Source organism: Geobacillus sp. CX412, from assembly GCF_027942335.1.
Classification (GTDB): domain Bacteria; phylum Bacillota; class Bacilli; order Bacillales; family Anoxybacillaceae; genus Parageobacillus_B; species Parageobacillus_B toebii.
The window spans coordinates 53955-78249 of record NZ_CP103462.1 but is presented as its reverse complement, the minus strand read 5'-3'; the positions used below and the strand labels follow the sequence as shown (position 1 = coordinate 78249).

The window sequence follows — 24295 nt, the reverse complement described above, 5'->3', positions numbered from 1 at the left end:
AAAAAAACTAATCCCCAAAAAGATTTTATAGTGACTATAAGGCACAATCGGATTTGGTTTTCGACTAATTTTAACCAATGCAGAATCTACTCTTGGAGGTGGGGAAAAGTTTTTTCTTGAAATTCCTCTTACATAACAGATATTAAACCACATTCTCCAAGCGATTACATATGAATCTTTTACATAATTTTGATGTGAAACCTTTTAGCTGCTCCTTTTTCCATAATCAACACCCTTTTTGAAAATGATTTAATGGATTATTAAGGAGTTTCTTCATAATTGGTGTTGTGATGGCATATGGGATATTCGAAACAACTACAAAATGTTCCCTCGGCAACGTAATTTTTAATATATCTTGATTGATAATAATAGTGTTTTTACTGTTTGGTATTTTCTTTTCTAAAATCTTTATAAAACTTTAAAATTCATATTCTACTGCAATAACTTTCTTCGCCCTTTGGACTTAGTATTTCTGTTAACGCTCCTTTACCAGCACCTAATTCTAAAACCAGATCATTTGGGTCTATCTCTGCTTCATCTACAATTTCAAAAAGTAACTTCTTATTATGAATTAAATGCTGACCCAAATGATTTGGTGGTTCACCTCTTGTAATTTTGTTTTTCCCATAAGTACGTTTTTTTCTAGCCATATTTTCCCTTCCTCTCTGAATGATGATGTATAAAATTTTGTGTAAAGCATTTTGCTAGAACAAAAGAAAAAAGGTAGGGTATTCTCTGATTTGGACCACAACACATTCCAGAGAAAAGGAGTTACCCTACCTATGTCTAAAAAAGAAGTATACCGAATGTCGGGGACTGGGCAAAATCAACTGGAAAAAAATGCCATTCGTCAGTTTGTAAAAGAAAAAATTAGAAAACTGATTATGCGGGAAAGAAATCAAAAAAATTTCCTCGAAATCGAAACAGGCTGGAACGGGAATATGGAAAAAAACGGCTACTATCAGCGAAAATCTAGATACACAATATGGCCGGATTGAGGGTTCTTTTGGTTCCAAGAGGGACCGAAACGGGGAATTTCAAAAAACACAGTTGTTTTGCCCCTTTACCAAACGGGCACCACGGGGCTGGGCTGGAGGAAAGCAATCATTAGGATGTACCAAAGTGGCATGAGCACGCGTGAAATTGGCAAGTTTATCGAACGAATTCTAGGAAGCACCTATTCTCCTGCGACGATCAGCCGGATTACCGATGTCGTGAAGGAAGACATCGAGGAAAATGGCCACGCTCGTCCACTACACCAGCGTTATTCGGTCTTATATTTGGGACGGCTTGTACGGAAAACTTCGCCGGGATACGGTAGAGAAAGAAGTTATTTATGTGGTATTGGGGGTGAACGAAGAAGGGTATCGTGAAATTCTTGATTTCTTCGTAGGAGGACAAGAAAGCGCCTATGTATGGCAGGAGATTCTCCAACAGCTCTACAAAAGAGGCGTCAAGGAAGTGCTTCTTGGCGTCTTCGATGGCCTTCCGGGGTTGGAGGAAGCCTTTAAGGCGGTGTATCCGAAAGCCGATGTGCAGCGCTGTGTCGTGCACAAAGTCCGCAACACCCTCAGCCGTGTTCGGAAAAAAGATCAATTCGAAATGGCGGAGGACCTGAAACTCATTTATCGTTCTCCGAATAAAGAAATCGCATTGGAGATGTTTTTAAACAGTTTCAAATCCAAATGGTCTCACAAATACCCAAGGGGAAGTCCAATCTTGGGCAAATGGGTTGGATGTCCTTCTCACCTTTTATGGGACTATCCAAGCAGTATTCGGAATTTGTGATTTATACGACCAATTGGCCAATCGGGAAAGAACGATCAAGGAGATTCGGAAAAAAACGCCTAAAACAAAACCGGGATGAAAAAAACAGTTTGAGCAGTTTTAGGAAGCCGCTGAAAAAAAAGTCGTATATTTGACGATTAACAGGGGAACTTTAACGAGAAATGGGCAGGGCGGAAAATTTGCGAGGATTGCCGAAGCGCAAGGAAAGGCCTTCAACGAATGTTCGAAGAAACGTTATTGTTAAACCAAAAATATTGTAAAATAAACAAAAAAAAAATAAAGGGGGATTTTCCCTTTCCACACAAAAGGACTGAATATTCAGTCTCTTGTGTGAAGGAAACCGGTTTCCCTAATCCATTCCAAAATCCATTTCAGAGATACCCTATTTCTATTTTTTACATTAACCCACAAAAAAAATTTCTTGGGGAACGGTACCCATAAAATCCGGGGCCATTTTTAAAAAAAAAAAAAAAAAAATTTGAATATCCCCAACCGGAAAAAAAAAACGAAAAAAAAACTATGTTCCCAGGAAAAAAAAATTTTAAGAGGCTGGCCCTTTTGTTCGGGGGGCAGCTTTTTTTTTTTTTTCCAAAAAAAAAAACGGGGGGCTAGGGGGCCAAAAATTCTAAAATCCTTCTTTTTTTGGGAATGGGGGGGGAATTAACCCTAAAAATTTAAAAATTGGGGGAACTTTTTTTTAGATAAGGAAATCCAATTTTGATTTTTTTTTACCAAAAATGGGAATAAAAAGGGGGAAAAAATTAAATTTTAAAAAAAAATTTGAATGGTTTAATTTTTCTCCTTAATAAATTGAATATGGGGAAAATTAAAAAAAATAAAAAAAAAAAATTTTAAATTGAAATGGAAAAAAAAATAATTGAAATTTTTCTTATTTATAAATTAAAATTTGCCTTTTAAAAAAAAATTTAAAAAAAATTTGTTTTTAAAAAAATTTTTTTTTGAAATTTTTTTAAATAAATTTAATGCTTTTTTAAAATTTAGGGGATTAAGAATTTTTAAAATTATAAAAATTTTCAATTTTGAAGGGCAAAAAATTTAAAAAAATTTTTAGGGGGGATTTTTTAAAAAATTGAAAAAAAATTGGGGTTGGGGCTAAAAATGATTTTTTTGGGGGAATTTCGGGGAAAAAAAAAAAAAAAATGGGGGGAATTTCTAAAAAAACAAAAAATAAAAAAAAAAAAAAAAACCATTCGGGGGGTTAAAAAAAAAAAAGGTTTGGTTTTCTTAAGGGGAAAATGTTGGATGGGGGAAAAAACCCAAAAATGTGGAAAAAAAAAAAAAAAACCATTTTTAAATTTGGTTTGGGAAAAAAAAAATTAAAAATTGTTTGTAAAAAAAAAAAATTTAACCGCTTTAAAAAAAAAAGGGAAAGGGGGGCCTTTTTTATTTTCATCGGAAAAAAAAAAAAAAACCCGGCCAAATATGAGGGGGCCCCGATTTAAATTTTAAGGGGGAAAAAATTTTAGAATATAAATTAGGGGGAAAATAAAAAAAATTCCAAAAACCCGTATTTTTTTGGGTTTTTTGGGGAACGGCTTACCCGAGGCTTTGGGGGCCGTTTTCAGTTCAAATTAAGCCTATCAAAGAAAAAATTCAAAAGAAAAGGCCTTTCCCCTCCCAATCAAAATTTTTCGAAAAGAGGGGTCTCAATGGGGAACAAAAAAAAAGGGGGCAAATCCCTGCTTTGGGGGAAATATTTGGGGGATTAAAAAGGCCCAAAAGTTTTCCTTGGGAAAAGGGGGGAAACGTTTCAACACAAAAAAAAATTTTTTTTTTAAATTGGGGTTTTGGATTGTTTTATATGGGGGGAAAAAAAATTTTCCTGGGGGAAACCGTTTTCCCCCCCCCCCCAACCCCATTTTTCCCAGGACTGTTGGAAAGTTTCAACTAAAAGAAAGGGGGGGCAATTTCCCAAAGCCCTTAATTATGGGCCTTTTTGGGAAAAGGGGGGAAAAAAAAAATTGAAAAAAGGGGGGGGAATTAAAAAAAAACAAGGGGCAAAAAAAAAAAAAAACCAAAGCTGGCCAAAAAAAGAATTTTCGCAAAAAACAAAAAAAACGGGGAAATTTTCAACACGGGGGGAAATTATTTGGGCGATGGGAACAAAAAAGGGGGATTATAATCTATTACTGTTTGGGAAAATGAATCCGGGAACAGTTTGGTTTGTTTCAGGGGAAAAAAAAAAAAAAAAAAACGGAGGGGGGAAGGGGGTTTCAATTTGGCCACGGGAAAAAAAAAAAAAAGTTTACTCAATTGCGGGAAAGGGAAAGGGGGGGTTGGGGCCTTTTTTGGAAAAAAAAAAAAAAAAAACCCCGCCAAAGGGTTTTTATGGGGAAATTTTTTAGGAGACCATCCCCTTAAACTTCCAGGGGGAAAATTTAAAAGGGGTTTCGTTTTTGGGGCAAGAAAGGGGGCAAGGGGTTTATTTCGGAAAGGCTCAAACGTTATTTCTAGGGGGAACAATTAAAGGGGAAAAAAAAAACCCAAAAGGGGGGGGGAAAAAAAATCGGCCGGGAAAAAAAAACGGGGGATGAAAAGGGGCCCGGTTTTTAGGGGGGAGGCAGCTTTCCAGTTCAAAAAAAAAGGGAAAGGTTTGGGGGGGCAAATTGGGATTTGGGGCAAAAAAATTTTAACCCGTAACCATTTTGTGAAGTCCTTTTGGGATTCCAGGAAAAAAAAAAAAAAAATTTTTGGGGCCGGGGGGGACATTTTGGAAAAAAAAACGGGTTGGCATGGGTTCTTAACGAAAAAAAAATTTTAAAAATTTAAAAGGCAAACCCACGCTTTGTGGGGGGTGAAGGGTGATCGTGGCAAAACGAAAAATCGTCACTTGGAGGGTGGCTGACACCCCTCAAAGTGACTTGATTAATGAATGGCTGGACAAGCAACAAAATATTCAAGTCTCTCTTACTAACATTGTTTTACACATGATTAACCGTTTCGGAATCAAAGACATCATGGATTACGATATACAAAGAATACTATATCAAGAGTTTTCTTCCGGTACATCCAAAGAGAACAGAACAGTCTCAAACCAAAATGAAGAAGCAGAGAAAGCAGACAATGAAGAGGCAGAGAAAGTAGCCGCGAAATCCTTAAACAATCCAGACCCGAAAAAAGACCGAGATAAAGAAAACCAAGATGATGATAATGATCTCTATAAAAACGTGGATATAAACAATCTTTTCTAAACAGGCTGACCAAGGTTTTGACCTTTAGGTCAGCCTGTTTTATATTCACCATATTTTCCATTTCAGTGTTTGGATTAACTCCCGAATCGCTGCTGATTCGGTAATATTTTTTGTCTGACAATATTGTTTCAACAACTGATAACTCTCATCGTCCAACCGGACGGTTACACGATGCGATAGCGTATTTTCCTCTTTAGGGCGTCCCTGTTTTAGCTTTTTCCGTTCATACGTTAAATCATCATATACCACGACATCTAAATATCCAAAGCGATCATAAATGTTTTGATTTTTCCGCACGAATTCTTCCCACATTTGAGGAATCTCACGAATCAGGCGCAAATATTCTTGTTGTAGCTCCCATTTTTCCTTTTCTGTAGACGGTCGGCGTTGGGCAAACTGGGATAAGATCAATACCTGAAAATCATGTTGTTCATAGCATCGTCCTTCTCTCATAGAAATCACCTTTTTTGTCTGACGTAAATTTATTTCTATATTATCACAAAAAAATAGAATGCGGGACATCACCTACTACGACATATAAAACGAGGACTACGCTCTTTTATTTAACACCTAAATTAATCTTGATCCCTCCACTATATTTCAGTTGGGACGCTGTCTTTGGTTTCGGTCGTTGTTCTTCCTTCGGCTTCGCTGGCTTCAACGACTGCATAAATTGCGTGAACGATTGCGCTTGTATCACCCGAAACGGGTAGCTGTCGTCAATAGCGTACCGTTGTCCCGATATAATTAGCACGATCGGAAAAATGGGCGGACGGTCTGTCGGCTGCCACGGTTCCTGCGCGATTAATCCACTCCGGTAAAGCTCCTCGTATCGCTTTAGCTTTTGTGTCATGACTTTTTGCGAATAGAACGTATTTTGTACCTCGATAAAAAACGGAGTCCGGCCAGTTATACCGTGCTTTCGGAATATGCAAAACATGTCTGGCTCAACATTTCCCTTACTTCCATACTTCGGCTCGACTTGAAAGACGTCAAGTGTTCCGTGACGAAGAATGTCTTTGTAAACATCCAAGATCGCGAGGTAATGACCGATCTTTGCGGAGTCCTCACGTAATGAGGTTTCTTTGCTCAAATACAAATAAGGTGCCCCGAATTTCGTTGATCGGCGAATATGTCCATTGGTCACTAGTCGTTTTAGGACAGAGTTTGCGCTGTTTACAGGTCGTTTAAGTCCCGCAAAATGAAGCTCGGCAATAGAGTCGCGGTCCATCACACGAAATCGATTAATGTCGCGAATAATCGCCTTGTCGCGTTGTGATAGGCGCATTTTACAGTCCCCCCAAAATGTCGTCCGTTAACGGCTCGCTAGATGGCCTAGAATCGCCCGTAAAACGATTTTTCCAGTCGGAAGACTTATAAGTCGCTAGAATCTTTTCGGCGTGTTTCTCGTCAAGAAATGGCGCTTGCAGCTCGATAATATCGCTTCGTTTAAGAAGGAAACGACCTGGATTCTCCTTTGCAATTTTCTCGGCACCAGGTGTTCCGATTATTTTAGCGTTAGAAAAGTCGCTGACACGGAAGCCCATGCGGACCGTTAAGCAGCTCCGAATTTTCGTGTCGAGAATGTCGTGGCTCGGTCGTTGCAAGCTCAATACGCAAACCATGCCCAGCGCACGTCCTAGCGCCACGAGCTGAATCAACATCGCTTTCATGTCTTTGTCGTCCATAATCATGACAAACTCGTCAATACAAATGAGAATGTACGGTACCTTTTCAGACTCTGGTAACTTGTTAACGTGTGTCACGCGGTATTTATTTAATAATTCTCCTCTACGTTTCATTTCTTCGGTTAAGTATGTGAGCATCTTTCGCAAATCCTCTGGGTAAATACAAACACTCTTAACGTGTTCGATGTTGTAGAAGAGGTGAAATTCGCTCATTTTGAGGTCACCGAGGTAGATTTCGAGTTCGTGAGGCTTCTTGTATTGAATTAAGGTGGTTATAATGCTGCGGATTTGTGAGCTTTTTCCTGCGCCTGGTTCACCGGATATAAGCAATCCTGGCTCATTAATTGCGTCGTAAACGTGCCATTGACCATGTCGGTCCATTCCTGCTACTATTTCAAAAAGGGGGGGGGGGCCCCCCAAAAAAAAAAAAAAATTTTAAGGGGGGGGGGGGGAAAAAAAATTTTGGGGTCCAAAAAAAAACCCCGGTTTTTTTTAATTTTTTTTAAAAAAAAAAAAAAGGGGGGGGGAAAAAATTTCCGCTTTGGGGGCCCTGGGTTTACCGGAAAAAAAAAAATGGGAAAAAAAAGGGGGGGGGGCCCCCCCCAAAAAAAAAAGGGGCCCATAATCGGCGAAAAAAAAAAAACTTTTTAATTTTGCAAAGGGGAAAAGGGGAAAAAAAAAAGTTTTTTTTTAACAGGGGGCGAAATTTTTACCACGAATTTTGGCCCGGGGGAAAAAGTGGGATTGCGCAGGTTTTTTAAAAAAAAGGGGAAAAAAATTTACCAGGAAAACATTTTTCCCTAGGGCAAAAAACACTGGCGGGCTTCGGCCGGTTTTTCCTTCGGGGGGAAAAAAAAATTTCCGTTAACCAAAAAAATTTTAACGCCCGGGGGGGGGGGAATTAGGCCCCTGGTCACCTGGGGTTGGGGCTTAGGGGGCGGGGGGCTTTTTTTGGGGGGGGCTTAAAGCCTTTCGTTTTTCACAACCGGTTTAAATGAGGTCGGTTTTAAAAGGGGTTTTTTTTTTCCCGTTTGGGCGGTTTTTCTCAATTGGGTTTTTTAATTTGGGTCCCTATATTTTTTTTTAAAAAAACAAAAAAAACCCCGTTCCTCAATTTTCCCCGTTCGGGGCCATTTTTTTCAATGGTCGAAAAAATCCTCCATTTCCTTTGGGTTTTTGGGGGTTTTTTTATGGGGTTCCATTTTCCCCAACCCAATCCGGGGTTTAAAAAATTTTTTTCGTGTGGGGTCGGTTTTTTCGGGAAATTTTTTGGCCCTTTTTCCCTAGAATTGGGGAAGTTCTTTAACCATTTTTTCTTTTCCACGGGGTTTCAAAATGGTTCTTTTCTATGTAAGTGGGGTCCCTTTGGAAAATTTTTGGGAAATCGGGTTTTCCTTTTTAGTTTTTTCTCCAAAAAAAAACAGGGTTTTGGTTTTCAAGGTTTCCATCATCATCATTCTTTTGGGGGGGCTTTGTGAAAAAATTCAGGGGGGTTTTCAAAATTGGGGGTTGGCTGTGGTTTAAAAAACCCCCCTTTTTCCAATCGGGTGGGGGGTTTGAGGGGGTGGATTTATTATTTGGAAATCCATTTTTTTTAATATTAAATTTTGAAATTTTTATTTATTATATTAAATTTGGGGAATTCATTATTTTAGGGGTTTCTTGGGGGGGAAAAAAACCCCAAACCCCCGGTTTTTTATAAAAAAAAACCAAACCCCCCCCCGGGGGGTTTTTCCCCTTAACAGGGAAAACCAAACCCCCGGGTTTTCCCATATTGGAAAAAAAACCCCATTCCCGGAAAAAACTTTTCGTTCTGTTTTTTTCCTTTCCGCCTTTTTTTGGGAAAAAAAGGTTCTGTTTGGCCGGGGGTTTTTTTTCAAAATTCAAGTAATTCGTAAATTCCACGGGAATCTTTTTCCCATTTGGGTTGATATTTTTTTTTTGGGAAAATATTCGTTTTTGGGCGGGTTTAAACTGTTAAATTTACCCAAAAATTTTTACAGGTTTGTTTCCCCTGGGGATTTTTCTATCTTTTATATGGGGGCCCAAAAGACCCAAATCCAAAAAAAACCAAAAATTCCATAAAGGGGGCCGGGGTTGATTTTTCCTCATTGTTAGGGGAAAATTTTTTTCTTTTTCCCCAACCCAACAAAACGGTTTTCATTGGGGGGGGGCTTGGGGAAAAGGGCTTGGAAAAGGGGGGTTCCCCCCCAATTCATTTATTTTATTTTATTTCGGCTTTATCTGGGGAAACCCAAAACCACACCCCCCAAAAGTAGAAAATTTTTAAAAGGGCCCGGGGGGTGGGGAAAGGAGGCTTCAGGGGGGGGCCAAAAATTTTATTTCAATCCAATTCGTCAAGGCAAAAAACAAAACATTGGGGAAAGGGGGAAATTTGGAAAGCTGGCCAATTTTTCTTCGGTTTTTTTTCTTTGGTCTTTTAGGGAAAAAAAAACCCCTACTTTTTGCCATTATTATATTTTTTCCTCCTTGTTTTCTCCCGAAATTTGGGGGCCAAAAAAAAAAAGGGGGGGGGGGGGGGGGGGGCCCGCCGTTTTTGTTTAAAAGCCACAAACCCAAAAAAAAAGGGGGTCCTTACCCCTTCCCTTTAACCTTTAAATTTTTTTTGGGGGGAAAAGGAGGGGGAAATTTTTTTTTTTCCTTTTTTTTGGGTTTTAAAATTTAAAGGGGGGGAAAAAAAAAAAAAAAAAAGATTTTTTCCAAGGGGTAACCCCCTTTTTATTTTGCCAAGGATTTGCATTTAAAAAAACACCCCCCCCACCACCGGGCCTTGGAGGAAGCTTCTGTTTTTTTATTTTTTGCCCCGGTTTCAAATATTTAAACTTTTTTATTTTTAATTTTTGTTTTAAATTTTAACGTCCCCGGTGGGGTCGCGGGGGGGGGGGGGGGACAAAAGTATTTTTTATTTTTTTTCCAACAAAATTTTTTTGTTCGGTTGGGGGTGGTGGTTGGGGTGGGTGGGGGTGAACAAACCATCCCCCGCTTTTTTGTCCCCCTTGTTTCCTCCCCTTGTTTTTCCCTGGTTTTGTTTTTTTTTTGGTTTCCTTCCGGGTTTGGTCCGGGTGCTTGCTGCCTTTCCCAAAAACGGTTTGGTGGACCTTTCTTCTTGGGTTTTTTTTGGGCGTTTTTCCTCCAAAATCAATTTCGCTCTCTTTTTTTGGTTCTGTAAAGCGGCCTAGAATCCCGATTTCAAAAAAAAGGGTGGGCATTTTTTTTTTTCTTTTAATCTCGGTTTATTTCAAATCGGTTCAAATCTCTAATATTTTTTTTTTCTGGGTTTTTGTTTTGGGACTATTTACCCATGTTGTTTTTGGGTTCCCCTTGATTTCTTTTTTCCAAGTACAAAACAACGGCCCTTATTTTTATTTTTGGGGGGGGACCGATCAATGCGGGGGGGACCCTATATTCGCTTTCGGTTCTCATTGCAATTTTCCAAAACATTTCATTTTTTTTTCTATGTTGGGTGTTAAGTGCCCTGGTGTGGTGGGGGGGGTACTTCCGAATTTCGATTACGTAACGGGGTTCACAGGATGTGGTCATTTTTTTTTTTTTTGTTTTCCCCATGGGGGGGGGACAAGGCATTGTGGGGGGATGGGCCGATCCGAATCTTTTTAAAACCTGGGAATCCCCTGTATTCATTTGGGGGCTGCATATTCGGAAAATAAAACAAGATTAAACGGGAATGCCTTTGATCGTTCTTTTATTTGAATTGGTATAACAACCTGGGCCTTTTTTTCCGAAAGGCGCTTGAAAAGGCATTAGTTTTGGCGAAAAACAACGGGTTTTGGAAAAGGGTTTCGGGCTAATACCAACGATTTTTATCCGCTATAATCCTTTGTTTTGGTGGAAAATTTTTCCTTCCATTCGCAATTTCGTTTTTTCGGGGGGCCTTCCCTTTTTCAACGATATAAACATTTCGATTATACCAAAAATTTTCCCCATAAAATGGAAAATCCCCTTTATAAACAATAAAAAGTGGGTCGTAAAGGGCTTTTGTGCCGGGGCCGAGTGTTGTGGTCATAAGGCGCGGGGGAGGTTACAATTTGGGTACCTCCTGGGGGGGGTGGGGGGCATGTTCCTCCGTTTTTTCTGGGGGGTTGACCACGGACTTTAACGGGATTTGTTTTTTGCGGCCGGCCCGCCTTTCAAAGCGGGTCAATTCTTCTCGGGGGGTGCCTTTTTAGCGCGGGGGGGGAAAACCCAATGTTTGTTTTCCCCCCGGTGTCTCCGAAGCATTAAGTGCGCTCCATTTTTCCCAAAAAAACTTAAGGTTGGGGTGTGTGGGACGGCAGCGGGGGGATCTCCAAAATTCGGGAAATTCTTAATTCCACAACGGGACGGGGGGTACCGGGGGGGGCCGGGAGGGAAAAGAAGGGGGGGAAGGGAATGGAAAGGGGATTTTACAAAAAACCGGGATATTCCGAAAAGAATTTTGGGGAAAGGTGAGGGGAATTTGGCAACGTTTGGGGGGAATGGTGGGAGCTTCTTCCCGGGTGGTTTAGCTGGCTTGACGGTTTTTGAAAAGGAAAGGTCCCCGGGGGGAGGGGGGGAAAGAAGGGAAAACGGCAGAAAAAAAGCTTGATACCAAATTAGTTTTTTCTCTGGAAAAACGCGGGATCCAGATTTTGCATTAGAAAAAACGATGGAAATACTATGGGTTTTTTTGGAATTTTTTTTGAAGGAAAGTTAGGGGGATTACAGGGGGAATTGGGGGGGGGCGGGGTCACAATGGCGTAGAAACGTGGGGGGCTGTTACTGGGGCCAAAGATATTGGGGGGGGAACGGGAAGTTGCAAGGGTCCCCACAGTGGGGATTTTTTTCTCCAGGAAAAGGGGGGGGATCGAAGACCCAAAGTGACATTAAAATTGGTTCAATTCGTTTTGGGGAAACAAACCCTTTTTTTGGATGGGGTGTATGGACGAAAAGGGTGCACCAAAACAAGGATTTTCAATTATGGGATTAAACTGCCGGTCCCAAATTTCGGGTTTTGGGAAAAAAAAAAACAGGCCAGTTGAAATTTCGAAATCCCACAGGAATTGAAATATATTGCTATTTGAAAAAAAAAGGGGGAAAAGGGATAGATTTCCCCAAAACCTTAACAGGATGTTGGAAATGCGGGGAAAAATTATTGGAGCACGAATTCAAGGGAGGCAGCGGGAATTATGGGGGACATTGATTGGAGTTTCCAATCAAGTAGAAAAAAACAAAAAAGCCGGGTTTATTGATGATTTTTTTCCGTGCCCTGGGGAAAACGGTGGCGGGGGTGGGTGAAGGTTTGGGAAAGGGCCAAAATGGGGGGGGGAAACGTGTGGGGGGGGACCGAAAAAAAAAGGATGGGGAAAAAATGGGGGAAAATTTTGGGTATTTTCGGGGGGGGGAGAGGGACAACCCCAAGAAGGAGAAATCTGAAAAAATTTGGAAAAAAAGGAGTGAAAACCTTTGCGGGGAAACCACAAATCGACGGGGAAGCTAAAAAAAAAGGGTTGGGGGCGGGTGGGGGCCGAGGGGGGCGGGGGCGGGATGGGTGGAATTGTGACAGGGAAAAACAACTGACGGGAAAAAAAAGGGAAAGGGGGGGAAAAAGGGGGTGTGTGGGGGACCAGGACAAAGGTATGGAAAAGGTTATAATTTTTCGTCTGGTTAGGGGGGGGGTGGGGGACGGGGTTGGGTTTATGATGGGGTTTATGGGTGGGGGGGGGGGGGGGGGGGGATTTTTATTGGGGAAAAGGCCAGGGTGGGGGGCGTTCCACACGGATTGGGGGGGGGTGGTTTGGTTTTTTTTCATTTCCAAGGATTTTGTTGTTAATACGTGGAAATGTTGATTTTTTTCAATTTCGCCCTTTTTTTTTCTATTCAAACACCTAACGGGGGGAAAGGATTAGTGAACAAGTTTTGTCTATACTTTGTGTGGAAATGGGATGGGTTTTGGTATTGTTAAGGGGAAATTGGGAAAAAGGTAAAAGAGGGGGGGGAAAAAATTACCCATTCCAAAAATTAGATGGAGTCGTGGAAGCGAAAAAGTTCTGGGGTTAAAATGATTTATTGTTATGCAGGCTTGGGGATTAACTGCAATTAAAATGGGGGGTATTTTTATAAAGAGGGGGGGGTACGCCTGGGGGGACAAAAAAACAAAGAAAAAAAACTAAAAAAAAAATAAATTGAACTTAAAAAACACCGGGGGTTTGGCGGATATTCTGAAAACAAAGACCAATTTTACCCCAAAATTACCAAGGGGAACAACGGTCTGTCTTAAATTTTCTAAAAACGAAAAAATATGTGCCTAAAAATTCAGAAAAGGCGGAGGGGGTTTAGGGCAAGGCATGGGAAAACCGATTAAGGATTGGAGGAAAAGAAGGGAAAAAAAAAAAAGGGCGAAAGGGAAGGGGGGGGAACATGGGGTGCCCAGGGGGGAAATTTTTAATATTGGTTTTTGCGTTGCCTGTTTCCTCGGTGTTGTGAAGGGGGGAGGGTAAATCGGGGATGAGGTTAAAGGAGGATATTGGTTAAAACTATGTTCCCACACCAGTGATAAAGTGGTATAAAAAAAAAAAAGGCCCAAAGCCACAAAAAAATTTAGGGGGCATTTGAGGTTCATAAAGAAAAACAATGCCCTAAGGGTTAGGGGGCGGGAATAAAAGAACAAACAAAAAAAATCTCCAGGATCGTATCGTTTCGGCCTGGGGCCAAAACAAGAAGGGGGGGGGACATACACACGAATCCCAACCCCCCCAAACGTTTTTATTTTCGTTGAGTTCGTTTTCAGTGTGGGAAAAACGAGCTCTTGGCGACGCAACAAAAAACGGGGGTGGGGGTGACTTTGGGCGCGGAAATGGTTTTTCTTCGGCGGAAACGGTTTACCCGGGAAAAAAATGGTCTTCTTTTGGGACTTTGACCCATGCGAAAGGATTTTCCGGGCGGTTTTTCGGGCTTGTGGGTTTTTTGTTATTCAAAAGGGGGGGAAAAAAAACCCATGGGTACTTCACGTAAGAAAAAAAAAAACAAAACCGGGCAGGCGGCTTTTTTTTTTCCCTTTTTTCCGTTTTTTGGATGGCGTCGTAAAACACAAAAAAGGCGGAAGTTTTGGCTTTGTTTTCGGGTGGGGGGGAAACAGGAGGTGGGGGGGTCATTCGCTTTTGTCTTTAAATCCGGGTTGTGCTTCTTTCTAGGATGCGAATTCATACCCCAATCGGGTTTCCCCAACCGGTCTCCCGCTTTCTTTCTTCGGGAAAAGTGACCGTTGGGGCTTGGGGCCTTTCGGGACAGGGCTTTGGCTTTTTGGCCGGCCTAAACAGACAACCCCGTGGTGTTCATGTGGCAAAACGCGCACCCAAGGGTAATTGACCTGTTTCGATGGAAATCCTTTAAACTCCCCCACGCAAATGGTGTGGGGGGGGGGCATGGGACAAAGGACTACCCCGAAAACGGCATCGTGGCAAATCATCGGGGGGTTTTCCCTTCATTTTTCGGGGAAGGGAAATCCCCGGATTTATCTCATTTCGGGGTCGCCTACTTTTTTTCCACGGAGAAGCGTGGAGGGAAAACGCAAGTATGTTATACTTCCCTCGGATGGTACACGGCCGACAATTCAAACCATGGCCGGGAGGTTTCGCAAATTTGATGGGGCGCCCAAAATCGTTCATCGGGACATGGCAGGGGGGGATGCTTGGGTTCCAAGGGTAAAGGGGCGCGGGTTCTTTCGATGGATGGTGGGGGGGGCCATATTGGACTTTCCCCAAACGGGATTTCAGCGTGTTGCCCTCGGTTTTCCCCCCCCAATAATTGGGCAAGAGTTTTTCCCGTTACTTAAATTCCGGAGGGTGGGTTGATTTTTATCAAAAACCGCTTCGATTGTAATCACTTAAAACCCACGGCTTTTGTTACAGGGGATCAATTGGGGATATGATGTAAAAAAACTAAATACAAAACGGGGGAAAGGCCGCCCGTTGGGAAATGGGGAAATTGGAAATTCGGGCGGTTGGCGCACGCCATTTCGTGAACACAACTGTGGGACCCCCCGGGAATTTTGTTCCACTTTTACACGGGTTCCCTGGTTTGTTTGTTTCACCTAGAATTCGCCCCACCACGGAGGGGGGGGAACATCAATACACTTGGGGGGTTGGACCGGATATCGACTTTGGAACGGGGGTTTGGGGGGTGGGTGGGGACTTCACGCACAAAGGGGGGGGGGGAAAAAGCTTTTTCCCCACCATCCTTGGGGGGGGGGTACAGTATTGCCAAACGGGGGGGGGGGACGGTGGGTTGGGACACCGGGTGGGGGTGGTATTGTGGGGGATTTAGTTTTACACTTTGGGGGGGGACCCGGGGAAGGGGGCTCTTTCCCCTTTTTTTTCATGTACCTCCTTGGGGGCCCACCCAACCCCAAGGGGGCTTTTTTGCCAAGGGGGTGCGGGGACCGGCCTTCGGGTACGGGGGGAGGGGACACCAAAACCGGCCTTTTTCTCAAAAAACAAACGGGTTTTTTCAGGGAAAGGATGGGGGGCAAAATGGGGGGGGTAAGGAGCTGGGTTTTTTTTTTTTTCGGTTGGGCGTTGGATTTCCACCAGCTCTTGAAAAACGGTACTTTGTCCAGGTTGTTTCCATTTTTCTTTGGGGCAGTAGGTTTGTTTTTTTTGTTTTTTCCCGTGGACGCAAAAAATGTTTTGTCACAAAATTAGGTTACTTTCTTACCTTTTGATTTGGGTTTTGGACAAGGGGTTATTGTTTGGGAACTACACACCCCATTGAAAAAAACAAAATTTGGTTTTTTTAGGCATTATAAGAATAAATTAAAAAAAAAATCCAATAACCCAAAATTTTTTGTTTAATTTAATTAAAAAAACTTTGTAGGTTATCCGAAAAAAATTTTTAGGGGAATAAAAGAGCTAACATTTGGGGAGGGGGGTTGGGTGACATCTTCTTGAAATTAAAAAATATTTTTTTTCCTTCCATTTCAATAAAAGGGGACAAATTAATAATTTTTTAAATCGGGGGAAATTTTAGCAGGCAAAAAAAAAAATGGGAGGGAAACAAAAGGCAAAGGAAAATGTCATTTTCCCAATTGGGGCTCTAAACCAAGGTATTTCTTAAATAACAGGTGGTGTCAATTTTTTTATTTTGTACAACTTCAGTGATGAGGATTGGGAAAAAGTTAAAAAAGCTGATTAACGGGGGGGAAACAACGGTGGCTGAAAAAACAATTGGGAAATTTTCGCAATTATTCTAGATATGGTATTTTTTCAAAAAAAAAAAGGGTTTTTCTGTTTGGCTAAACTTGGGATTCTGTGGGGGTGGGGGATACTTTTTGTCTATCCGGTTTTACTTTTTTTTACCATTCAATTTTTCATAACCAAAAAAAGATGAATAATAGATGAGGAGGAAAGGGGGAAAAAAAAGTGAATTACGGAACGGATGGTGGGGTCGGGGGGGGTGGGGACTATTGGGCAGACATCAAGCCTCGATAAAAAAGGGGGGGGGGGACAGTGGCGAAAGGGATCAAATTGTAGGGGGGAGTTATTTGTGAAGGGAAAAAAAACAATAATATTATATCCAAACATTAACACAGTTCTTTTTTCCTCCATACCTAACATCATTAAAATTAAAAGACAATTTAAAACTGGGTACGCAGGGCGGGGCTCGGGGGGGGGGGGGGGACTGTTATTCTTCTCTCTTTTTTCTTTTCCCCCCCGTTCCCCAGTTGTGTTTTTTGTTTTGTTTGAGGGGGAGGGGGAAGGGGGGAAGACGAGTTTTAACCAAGTCGGTGGCGGGGGGGGGAACTGCAGGCTGCGTAACAGTTTATTTCTTTTATTTTAAAGGGATGGGTAGGTATGAGGAAAGGGGGAGGGGGGGGGGGACTTGTTGGGGATTGAGAAAAAAATAATAGTGTTTTCCCCTTTCCACATAAATACTCTAACAATCTTTTTATCTTTTTCACTTGGTCTTAATTCGGGAAAGCACTTGATCTTGCAAAAAAGTAGTTTGGGGTTCTCCGTTCCCGTTCTTTTCCCACTCTTTGCCTTTTTCCATAAATTTCTATTTTTTTTCCTTTTCCCTTTTTTGTTAATGACAAAAATTGGTAAAATTAAACGACACTAGGAAGGTAGTCCCACAAAGGGGGAAGTTTTCAAGTAGGCAGCCCCAAAAGGGGAATAAACCCTTTTGTTTTTTGGGAAACAATAACCCAATTTATTTTTCTTAGAATAATGCCGGATCAATTTTTTCAGGCAAAACAATTCCCGTTGTTTCGTTTAATAGGTTTCCCCACCGGTAAAGTCGGGTTAATCCAGCTTTGAATAGGTATTTCTTCTTACTTTTCAATTTTCTCCCCAATCCGGAGGTTAGGGACTTATTCAACAAGGGATTAAATTCTGTGGTAAGGGGGGGAAAGGCAAATGGGGAAATGGACACATTTGTTTCCCCGTTTTGCTTTTTCCCCATTTTTTTGTTTGCTTGCTAAATTTCGATATTTTAAATCAAAAAAATGACTAAAATTTTCTTTTATTGATGAAAAAATTATTTTTACAATGTTCAAAAGGGGGGGGTGGAAAAATTGGGGGGGGGGTCTCCCACCCACCCCTCCCAAAAAATTAGGCTCTTTTTTAATTCCACCTAAAGGGAAAATTTTTCCGATAAAACTACAAATTAAATTTAATAACAAAACCAAAAAAATTTGTATTGGGGGATTTTTTATTTAATACATCCTTATCTTTCTAAAAAACATGACCATTTTTTTTATGTGAGTTTCAAATAAAAACAAAAGGGGACCCTTTTCACACGGGAAGCAAAAGTTAGGGGGGAAAGTAAAAACAAAAAACTATTTCTTTTGGGAACCAATTTTGGGGCGTCACGAAAAAACAAACCCAAAATAATTACGGCAAAAACAAGAAAACAGAAAAATTTGAATCACAAACTGGAAAAACCTTGAACAGCTCTTTAAAGTAAAGGGTTAACCGTGTTTTCACGGGAGGGGCGGGGGGGGAACGGGGGCAACGGCACGGAAAAAAAAAAAAAAAAAAAACCAAGCCTCAAAAGCTTCCCAAATTAAGGCCCCCATTTGCCCCCCAATTTTTTTTCTGGGGAACCGGTTTTGAGGAAACAAAAAAAAGCGGTTTTTTCCTCCGGCGGGGGAAAAAGCAAGGGGGGTTTCCTTTGTGCAAAAAAGCTTTGGTGGGGGGGCCAAGGAAAGGGGGGTGGGGGGGGAATGGGGAGGGGCAAAGGACGGGCGACTCCGGTTTTAAAGGTGGAACCCAACCACATTCAAATTTCGGGTTTGGGTCGTCCACCGGTGTGGCATTTACGTGGTCCAGGAATGTGGAGGGGCTTCTTTGCGTGAAGGGTTCAACAACAAACAAAAACCCGGTTCAAAAGGGTTTCGATTAATCCGGCAGGTGGTTTTTTGGGGATTGGGTTCCCCCCATTGGGGTGGGGGGCGCGGGGAAATCCGAGGAGGGTATGGACCCACACAAAACATGGGAAAAACGTTTTGGGGTGGGAAGTGAAAATGGCGTTTTGGTTTTTCCACTCATTTGGGGTCGGGATGGGCGGGTTTGGGCAATAAAAACAAGGGGGTCCCGAAATTTTTTCCCCCCAATGCCCCCAATGTCACAGGAATGTCATTTGTTTGCAATTTACGCGTTATTTTTACAATCCAGACATCCGAATTGGGGGGGAAAATCCCCCCGTTACATATCAACACTTCGATTAGGTTAACGGGGAACTTCTTTTTTTGGCCAATTAAAGGGTGTGAAAGAACGAGGGAGGGGGGGCACGCGGGAACTTGTCGGTTGGGGAATTTCCAATATTGGAACCCATCAACATTGAAAAAGGGGGGGGGAACCGAATTAACTGTGGGGAATAAAAACACATTTCCAGGCCATGGGTCGATTGAAACAAAAAAGGAAGTTTGCGGCATTCAATGGGAAACAGCGTTCCACATGGGTGCAAAATGTGCGGTTGGTTTTAAAATTCGGAGGGGATTATACCCATGGAACTTTGGGGCTCCTCACCGCTTTTTTCCTTCGTTGGGGGAGGAACAAAAAAAAAAGCGGGGGGGGGGTGGACCCGGGGGATGTGGGGGGGATATTCCGGGGGGGATTCTTTTTTCCCACCCGATATGAAGGGGGGGGTGACGGATTTGGGAGTGGCAAGGGGGGGACTGCGGTTTCCGGGTTTTTTTACGGTATCCCAAAAAATTTTTAAACCCACCCCCCCACATTGCCCCCACACCCCCCCATGCCCTTTTGGGTCATGTGGCCCCCCCACCAACAATTTTTGCGTGGAAGCGGGTTACAAAGGGGGATTCACATCCGGGGAACAAACCAAGGGGGGGGGGGCAATACGGGGGGCGATGGCCGGAATGGTGGGGGTGGGGGGGGGGGTGGGGGAAAACCACGTTTTTTTTTTCTGGGGTTTTAAGGGACCGCAAAAGGCAAGGCCGGTCGTGAACAGGGGGGGGGGCCCATCAACGGTGCAACTTTTCCGAAGAAGAAGAGGGGGAAGGTTACGGGGGGTTGGGGAATAAACAAAACGGAGGGTGGTTTATGATTGTCGCCCCATCCATAGGGGAAAAGAAGGGCACAACCAAACGGAACTTTTAGTAAAACGATGGGGTGGGGGGGGGGGGTAAAAGTGCTCTTCCGGGGAAAAAAACACAAGGCCACTCGGCTGAGAAAGAGAAGGAAAAGGGAAAGAAAGAACAAAAGAAAGGGAAAAGGGAAAAGCGTGGCTGCGGTTTTTTTCTGGACGTTGGAAAAGGTAACATTGGGCTCCCAGTTTTTGTAAAAAAAAAAATAACCAAAACCCAAAAAGGCCGAAACAAATACCAAGGCCGTATCTTTGACCGAAGGGGTTCAAAAAGGTCAAAAAAAGGGGAGGAAACCAATTTTTTGTCGGGTCACGCGTTTTCCGGCGAAGAAAAAAAAAAAAAAAAAAAACATTCGGGCAGGGTCGTTTTGCATCTTTCCGGGCCAAAGGAAAAGGGGGCAACGCGGGTGTTCCACCAACTGGTGTGGGGGGGAACGGGGGGAACCACGAAAAACAAAAAAAAAAAAAAAAAAAAAAAACGTGTTTTGGGGGATTTCCGGTTAAGTCTTTTTTCTGGGTTTGGGGCAGGGGGCCCGGGGGGAAAAAAAAAAACGATATCGGATTCGGGGGGAGTTCTTTCCGCTTTTACCTAGGGTTGGGGCCATTTCTATGAACCGAAATGGGCCCCCCTATTTTGGTTGTTGCTGGGGGCTTTTGTATATAACCACTTAAAAAGGTAGCCCACTGGGGTTTGATTAGTTCTACCAAATTAACTACTCTTTTTTTTTACACAATTTTTTTCGGGATGTCTCCTTTTCCACAACCACAACCGGAGGAAAAAAACAGGGGGGCCAGGACAACCAAAAACAATTATAAAATTTCCCGCCCATTTTCCTCTTTCGCTTTTTTTTTCTTCTTTTGCCCTCCATTCGATTATCTTCCCATTTGGGGGGGGGCTTTTGGGGCCCCACCCTTCCGGGCCTTTTCTGAAATTTTTAAAGGCAACATATTTGTTTCGTTAGGGAAATAAACTTTTCGTTTTTTTTAAGGGGGCCATGAATTTAAAAAAAAAAAAAAGCCTGTGTATTTTTATTTAGGGGGGGGGAACAAGACGTTTTCCCGTTGTTGGTATTATTTTGGGATGGGGTTTTTTGGGTATCAACTAATTTCGCCACACCCCGTTAAGTTCAATTATTCTTTTTTTTTAGTTCTTTTTTTGTTTTCAGGGGCAGGTTCGCTATAAATTAAATCCAAAATTAAAAAACATTTTCTATTTTATAGTGGTTTTTGTTGTTAATTAAAATCATTTTCTTCCAACACAGTTTCCCCCAGTTAATGTGGCAGGGTGATCAAGGGCCTTGCCATTATCCACAAATTCATTAACCCAGGCAACCCTTTTTCGTTTTCCCCGGGGTTGGTGAATCTCCCTTTTAATTGGAGTTACATTTTTCTCCTTTTTGGAACCTTTTTTTTTCAAATTTGTCTAAAAAAAAACCCACACAATAAAACAAAACCCTCCCATTTCAAAAAAAAAACAAAAACAACAGGTATAAAAAAGGGCACTTTCCCACTTAATTTTCCTTCCCAGGTAAGTTGAAAACAAGGGGGGGAAAAAAATAAAAAAGCGGACTGGTGAAAAATCAAAAACATGTCACGTTTCAAAACAAAAAGTCCCCTTGGGAAATAAAAAAAAACAAACCCAAAACCCACCAAAATCGGGGGTGGTGGCGGGGACCCACCCACTGGGCCCTTTTCCAACAACCCACGGGGTATACACCATTTATAAAACCCCCCACGGGTGGGGTGGTCCCTACAAAAAAAAACAAACAGAAAAAATACTTTTCTTTTTCCAATTCTTTTCTGTGTCTTTTTTTTCCTTTTCCCACTTTTCCCGGGGGTCACGGTTTTTTAGGTCTTATCCCAATTTCCTCGCCGCTTGGGGGGGGCCACGCCCCCGGACACACCTTTTTTTAGCTTTTTTTCCTTCGGTATTGGTTGTCGGGCATAGGGTTTTCACTACTTTTCAATTTTTTTTCCAAATTTTTTTCCTTCCCTTTTCTTGTTGCTTCCGAAATAACACCATTTTCAATTTTTCCCATCCCTTTTTCGTTCCAACTTTACCCATTTGACTTTTTCCCAAAAAAACAAACTTTTCCAACCGGCCACACCACGTTTTTTTTCCAGGGGGGCGGGAAAAGGGGACAAAACTCAATTTCCCCCAACCATACGGCTTTCTAATTGGGGATTGGGGGGGGGGGGGACTCCATTTCAAATTTTTCCCCCCCATAAACATTTTCCCCGGCTTGGGCCCTCTTTTTCGTTGGCTCAATTACATTCCGTTCCAGGAAAAAAGAATTTTCCTCCGCACCCCATTGCCAATTACCATTCAAAAAAACATATCTGTAGGGTGGATTGGGAATTCTATTTCTTTCTTTTTTCCACAAAAAATTAAGCCCCAAAATTTTACATTATCTGTGGGGTTTTTCGATTCAAATACTGGGGCCGTTTTTTTCCCGTTTTTTCCCAAACCGGGGAAATTGGCGTGGAGTTTATCAAATAAAAAATTGAAAAATTCTGTTTTTCCTTCGGTTCTAAACCCCAATCACAACAAAAAGTTTTTTTCCACAAAAATACGATTTGGGGTTGTGGTACCCAATATTGGTCTTTGGGTCGTTTACGATTCTTCCCATTCCCTTTTTTTTTTCCTCCCTTTTTTTTTGGCCTTATTTTTCGGTAATATCTGCGGGGAAAAAGACAACAAAATTCTTGTGGACTGGGGCCCCCCCAAACTCGTTTTCCCCCCATATCTTTTTTTTTGGGGCCATACCAAAAGGCCACGGTTCTTCCGCCATTGTTGACCCAGTCAATTTTCCTGGGGATTTTCGCCACTTCAAAAAATTTCAAAACCAATAGGTTTAATTTCATCGCCAATTTTCTTACATGCAAATCCTGGGGCATCGGGCGTTTCAGAGAAAAAAATAATTGGTTATAGGGGCTTTTCTTTTTGGGGGCCGTTTCTGCTTTCTCGCCCTTCTTTTCCAAACCGAATAGGGTCAAAAAAAAAGCTGAACAAAACCCCAAACACCCGGGAAGGAGGCATATTCCCCAAAACGGGGCCAATGTTCTTTCCACAAAATTTTCTTTTCGATCACATCCGGTTTTTTGTAAAAATTATTTTCCCCTTATCTTCTTCTTTTACGGGGGGGGGCCGGGGTTTTCCGGTCGTTGGAACTAGGGATTACGATTTTGGGGAGGGGATCGGGGGCTGCGATTCAAACCCCTAGTGGACAACAACGGGTAAGGAGCCCGCATATTTTTGCTCGAAAAAAAGGGGGGGGGGGGGGGGGGACCACCTGGGACAACCAGGTGAAACATTGCGCCGGCTTGAAAAAGACGGGCTTTGGGAATTTTTTCAAAGCGCGGGAGAACAAAACGGGTCCGGGTGTTAGGTTCGTGTCCCAGGAAACACGGGGAGTAGTGGTACATCGCCCAGGGAGCACAAGTGACCTCGCCCCGCTTAAATGGGTTTTACCCCACCAACTACGGCGGGGGGACGACCCAAAAAGGGGCTAAGGGGGGGGGGCGGGGGGGGTGGGGACCTTTGGGGTTATTAAAGGAATTCCCCCACTTTATGGTGGGGAATTTGTATCCGAAAGGTAACTAATTCGGGGGGTTGGGAGGCCGGGGGGGCGATAAAAAAAACCCGGAAATAGCGGGGGGAAATGGGAAAAGGGGTGGGAATTAAATTCCACAAAAAAAGGAATTTATAGCGGAAACATCGTTCTTCTGGTAAAATTTAAAGGCGGGACCTTACAAAAAAAAACCGTTCGCCAAAACATAGGCTCCAAAGCTTTTCGCGAAAAAAAAGGCAAAGGGGTTTTATACATTCATAAAGGGAAAAAAAAAAACGATCAAGGGGAGTTAGTTTACTTCCTTTTTTTAACGGATAAAAGTGTGTTCAAAATATTTCGAAAAACGGCATGACAAAGGAAATGGGGGGGGTCCAAATGGATTACAGGGCGGGGGGGATGCCAGTAAGATTGCGGAATCGCATTTCCAATGCCTTGGGTCAGGTGAAAAAAACAAAAAAAAAATTGCGGGGGGGGGGGGGGGGGGGACAATTTGCTCTTTGGGGGGGACCCCCGACTTCGGGTTATCGAAAAATGCGGTGAAGTTCGCTAAACCACCCACAGGGGGGAAAAAAATTGGAGTTTGGGGGGAACTAAAACTGATTTAAAGGGGGGCGGGGTGGACCGGAAAAAAGGTATTATAAAAGGGTGCCGGCAAATTTGATCGTTTCCAATTTAGGGAAAAAAGGCGGGGTTACTGGACAAAGAAAAATAAACCAGGGGGGGGAAAAACTCCCCAAAACCAAAAAATGGTAATTAAGCACAACAGGGAAAAATATTATTAAGATGGAAACGGGGGATTGAAGTAATATTAAATAAAAATTAAAACTAGTGAAACGGGAAGAGGAGATGCTTTTTTTGAAAAAAAATCCGGATTTCGGGGAGGCGGCTTTTAACAGGAAAACAAAACAAAAGAAGGCTCGGGATGATTTAGGAGAAACCCGCAAAAAAAATAAAAAAAAAACAACATGGAGAAGAAGGGTCACCGTTGGGATGGGCAGGGGCAAGCGACAAACGGGGGGGGAACAAACAACAAAACAAAAACCCAAGGAGGGGACCAAAGAGGGGACCAAAAAAAAAAAAAACCACAAAAAGCGGGGGAGGAAATGGGTTTTGTTCACGGAAATTTTTGTGGAAAATAAATCTTTTGGCGGTTCTTGTCGCGGGGGGGGTGGGAACCACAGGGGAAAGAATAGTTTTAAAAAATAATAAATAAGTTTAATTATTGAAACCGGGGCACAAACATATAAAAGGAGGGCTTTTCCAAAACGCGTTTGGCTTTGTAAGTTTGGGTGCTTGCCCCAAACACCCCTTTTAACCACCCCACCCGGTTCCCGCCGTACCCGGGGGAAACCTACGGGCAAACACCTTGGTTCGAAAGCTCCCTTTCATTTAAGGCCATTGAATGCCTTTGTGGTCTTCATTTTTAATGGCATAT

11 protein-coding genes and 2 pseudogenes are annotated in these 24295 nt (G+C 42.5%); 7 read left to right on the top strand and 6 right to left on the bottom strand.

The genetic code is table 11. The features are described 5' to 3' along the window. Positions 1-6 precede the first annotated feature (6 nt). Positions 7-650, bottom strand: a pseudogene (locus NXM86_RS18405) (23S rRNA (adenine(2058)-N(6))-methyltransferase Erm(C)); the annotation flags it as partial. A 149-nt stretch (positions 651-799) separates the two neighbouring features. Between NXM86_RS18405 and NXM86_RS18400 the strand changes: the two are divergent. The 4 genes and pseudogenes from NXM86_RS18400 to NXM86_RS18385 form a co-directional block, all read left to right on the top strand. Further along, positions 800-2019: pseudogene (locus tag NXM86_RS18400) on the top strand (IS256 family transposase); the annotation flags it as partial. 888 nt (positions 2020-2907) lie between these two features. Next, positions 2908-3129, top strand: coding sequence for a hypothetical protein (locus NXM86_RS18395; RefSeq protein ID WP_498959082.1), 222 nt, complete (start codon positions 2908-2910; stop codon positions 3127-3129). A 641-nt stretch (positions 3130-3770) separates the two neighbouring features. Continuing rightward, on the top strand, positions 3771-4154 hold the full coding sequence (locus NXM86_RS18390; RefSeq protein WP_498959081.1) for a hypothetical protein: 384 nt from the start codon (positions 3771-3773) through the stop codon (positions 4152-4154). A 456-nt stretch (positions 4155-4610) separates the two neighbouring features. Further along, positions 4611-5000, top strand: coding sequence for a hypothetical protein (locus NXM86_RS18385; RefSeq protein ID WP_042385876.1), 390 nt, complete (start codon positions 4611-4613; stop codon positions 4998-5000). Between the two features lie 45 nt (positions 5001-5045). Here NXM86_RS18385 and NXM86_RS18380 read toward each other — a convergent pair whose 3' ends face one another. From NXM86_RS18380 to NXM86_RS18370, 3 genes are all read right to left on the bottom strand, one after another. Further along, positions 5046-5453, bottom strand: coding sequence for a ribbon-helix-helix domain-containing protein (locus NXM86_RS18380; RefSeq protein ID WP_042385872.1), 408 nt, complete (start codon positions 5451-5453; stop codon positions 5046-5048). A 106-nt stretch (positions 5454-5559) separates the two neighbouring features. After that, positions 5560-6288: a replication-relaxation family protein gene (locus NXM86_RS18375; RefSeq protein ID WP_011888484.1), complete on the bottom strand. Its 729-nt coding sequence runs from the start codon at positions 6286-6288 to the stop codon at positions 5560-5562. Between the two features lies 1 nt (position 6289). Next, positions 6290-7069 (bottom strand): FtsK/SpoIIIE domain-containing protein, encoded by a 780-nt coding sequence (locus NXM86_RS18370; protein WP_498959080.1) that lies wholly within the window; start codon positions 7067-7069, stop codon positions 6290-6292. Between the two features lie 1093 nt (positions 7070-8162). On the opposite strand from NXM86_RS18370, the gene NXM86_RS18365 reads away from it, so the two are divergent. Next, a complete protein-coding gene (locus NXM86_RS18365; RefSeq protein WP_498959079.1) occupies positions 8163-8390 on the top strand; it encodes a hypothetical protein in 228 nt (75 codons plus the stop codon). A 1221-nt stretch (positions 8391-9611) separates the two neighbouring features. Here the strand turns inward: NXM86_RS18365 and NXM86_RS18360 are convergent. Continuing rightward, positions 9612-9851 (bottom strand): hypothetical protein, encoded by a 240-nt coding sequence (locus tag NXM86_RS18360; RefSeq protein ID WP_498959077.1) that lies wholly within the window; start codon positions 9849-9851, stop codon positions 9612-9614. 1970 nt (positions 9852-11821) lie between these two features. Here NXM86_RS18360 and NXM86_RS18355 point away from each other — a divergent pair. Beyond that, entirely contained in the window at positions 11822-11980 is a 159-nt protein-coding gene (locus NXM86_RS18355; RefSeq protein ID WP_498959075.1) for a hypothetical protein, read from the top strand. 9711 nt (positions 11981-21691) lie between these two features. Here the strand turns inward: NXM86_RS18355 and NXM86_RS18350 are convergent. Beyond that, positions 21692-22360, bottom strand: coding sequence for a hypothetical protein (locus NXM86_RS18350; protein ID WP_498959074.1), 669 nt, complete (start codon positions 22358-22360; stop codon positions 21692-21694). A 1355-nt stretch (positions 22361-23715) separates the two neighbouring features. Here NXM86_RS18350 and NXM86_RS18345 point away from each other — a divergent pair. Next, positions 23716-24066, top strand: a complete 351-nt coding sequence (locus NXM86_RS18345; RefSeq protein ID WP_498959073.1) for a hypothetical protein — start codon at positions 23716-23718, stop codon at positions 24064-24066. Positions 24067-24295: the final 229 nt, after the last annotated feature.

Coding starts and splice junctions, on each gene's coding strand:
- NXM86_RS18355 (WP_498959075.1), top strand. CDS start 11,822: ATGCGGGGAAAAATTATTGGAGCACGAATTCAAGGGAGGCAGCGGGAA.
- NXM86_RS18375 (WP_011888484.1), bottom strand. CDS start 6,288: ATGCGCCTATCACAACGCGACAAGGCGATTATTCGCGACATTAATCGA.
- NXM86_RS18395 (WP_498959082.1), top strand. CDS start 2,908: ATGATTTTTTTGGGGGAATTTCGGGGAAAAAAAAAAAAAAAATGGGGG.
- NXM86_RS18380 (WP_042385872.1), bottom strand. CDS start 5,453: ATGAGAGAAGGACGATGCTATGAACAACATGATTTTCAGGTATTGATC.
- NXM86_RS18370 (WP_498959080.1), bottom strand. CDS start 7,069: ATGGACCGACATGGTCAATGGCACGTTTACGACGCAATTAATGAGCCA.